The organism is Bacteroides sp. 1_1_30 (genome assembly GCF_020982715.1).
Lineage (GTDB): Bacteria > Bacteroidota > Bacteroidia > Bacteroidales > Bacteroidaceae > Bacteroides > Bacteroides xylanisolvens.
This window is the reverse complement of the sequence record NZ_JAJKHN010000190.1, coordinates 1-2046: the sequence shown is the minus strand read 5'-3', so window position 1 is coordinate 2046 and position 2046 is coordinate 1. Positions and strand designations below refer to the sequence as shown.

Annotated in this window: 3 protein-coding genes; all 3 read left to right on the top strand. The window is 50.0% G+C overall.

Annotated elements, in window-relative coordinates; translation table 11 throughout:
- Positions 1–406, top strand: a 406-nt coding sequence (locus LPH68_RS26065; RefSeq protein ID WP_230297258.1) for a hypothetical protein, incomplete at its 5' end; no start/stop codon positions are given.
- Between the two features lie 129 nt (positions 407–535).
- Positions 536–769 carry a hypothetical protein gene (locus LPH68_RS26060; protein WP_117697444.1) on the top strand — a complete coding sequence of 78 codons (234 nt, stop codon included), beginning with the start codon at positions 536–538 and terminating at the stop codon, positions 767–769.
- A 375-nt stretch (positions 770–1144) separates the two neighbouring features.
- Positions 1145–2046 (top strand): reverse transcriptase domain-containing protein (locus LPH68_RS26055; RefSeq protein ID WP_230297257.1); only part of this gene is annotated, 902 nt, incomplete at its 3' end.

The window sequence follows — 2046 nt, the reverse complement described above, 5'->3', positions numbered from 1 at the left end:
TGACATGATGGACGGCGTGGATCTGCCGAATGACAGCGGCAACCAGGGCAAATGGCGCATTTGGATGCCTGACGGCAGTATCCGTATGGTACAGGGCAAGAAAGACAGCGGTCAGTGGATTACAGGCGTGGCGCACGGCAAGTATATGGACCTGGTTCCGGTAGGTAATTTGAACGGATCATCTTCTACCTACTATACCGACATGTACTGGATAAGCACCGCCACAGTCCGTGTGGTCTATCGCGGGTGCAACTATGCGCATGCGGGTGGCGGTGTGTCGTTTGCGGATGCGAATTACGATGCTTCGTATACGAGTGCGTATGTCGGCTCGCGTCTGGCCTTCCGCGGCAAAATCGTCCGGGCGCAAAGCGTTGCAGCGTACAAGGCGATACGCGAGGTGTCGTAATCGCAAAGCGCCAAAGCGTGGAGCGAAGCGACTAAAACGAAAGAACGGGATTCGGATGGTTTCCGAATCCCATTTAAAAGGTATTCAAATACCGGCGAAGCCGGTCGAAAAAATAGAATTTTGAGGTATATGAAAAAGATTATCGCATTTTTAAAAATGAGTAACCGTTACAAGCATCTTGTAGGCGGTTTGATGGTAGGTCTGCTTGGCTTTACCCCTTGGACTGCGATCTATGCTACTGTGGTGGCAGCCTGCTGTCTTGAGCTGAAGGATGCCCTTCGGGGTGGTTTATGGGACTGGATTGATTGGGGACTCACCATAGCGGGTGGTGGTATATCCGTTTTATTTTGGCTGATAGTGTAATTCGCTTATCTGTTTTGCCTGTTAAATCAGTAACTTTGTAGCCGGTAGCGCTCTCCAATAGTCCGTGTGGTCTATCGCGGGTACAACAATGCGAATGCGAATGGCGGTGTGTCGAATGCGAATGCGAATAACGATGCTTCGAATACGAATGCGAATGTCGGCTCGCGTCTGGAAATCTAACGAATCGGCGTACAGCAGTGGGGACGTGTCCCCGAAGCGGTGCCGAGGGGAGCAAGCCACAGCAACAGCACCAGAAAAGGTGGAAAGCTGAAAAATCACGCGTCGGGTGGAGTTTGGTAGGCTGTTATCAGTTCGAAGAAGTCAGACCCGGGGAAAGGAAGGCCCTCATCTTCCATGTTTATTAACCAATAGCTTATGCGCAGGGAAGGATATATTATCGAGGAAATCATCGAATACTCCAATATGTCGGAGGCATTCGATTCGGTACTTCGCGGAACCGATCGTAAGAGGTCAAGGCAGGGACGGTTCCTGCTTGCCCATAGGGAGAAGATTATCGCCGAACTGACGGCTTCCATTGCGGACGGCTCATTCCGGCTGGGCGGCTACCATGAGAGGGAAATTGAAGAATACGGTAAAAAACGTATTTTGCAGATCCTGTCCATGAAAGACCGCATCGCTGTGTTTGCCATCATGAATGTGGTGGACCGCCACCTGCAAAAACGTTATATCCGGACAACCGGTGCAAGCATCAAAAGGCGCGGTACTCATGACCTGATGAACTGCATACGTACCGATTTGCAAAAAGATCCGGAAGGCACGCTTTACGCATACAAATTTGACATCCGGAGGTTTTACGACAATGCGCGGCAGGACTTTGTTATGTGGTGCTTCCGGAGGGTGTTCAAGGACAAAAGGCTGTTGGTGCTGCTGGAGCGGTTTGTTAAGCTGCTGCCGGAAGGTATCAGTTTCGGACTGCGCAGTTCACAAGGGGCAGGAAATCTGCTTCTGTCTGTATTTTTAGACCACTATCTGAAGGATAAGTACGGGGTTCGTTATTACTATCGCTATTGCGATGACGGACTGGTACTCGGTAAAACGAAAGCGGAATTGTGGAAGATTCGTGATGCTGTTCACGGGCAAATGGGAAAAATAGACTTGGAAATAAAGCCGAATGAACGGGTGTTCCCTGTAGAAGAAGGCATTGATTTCCTTGGCTATGTTATCCGTCCCGACTATGTAAGATTGCGGAAACGTATCAAGCAGAAGTTTGCCCGGAAGATGCACGAGGTAAAATCGAGAAAAAGACGGCGGGAACT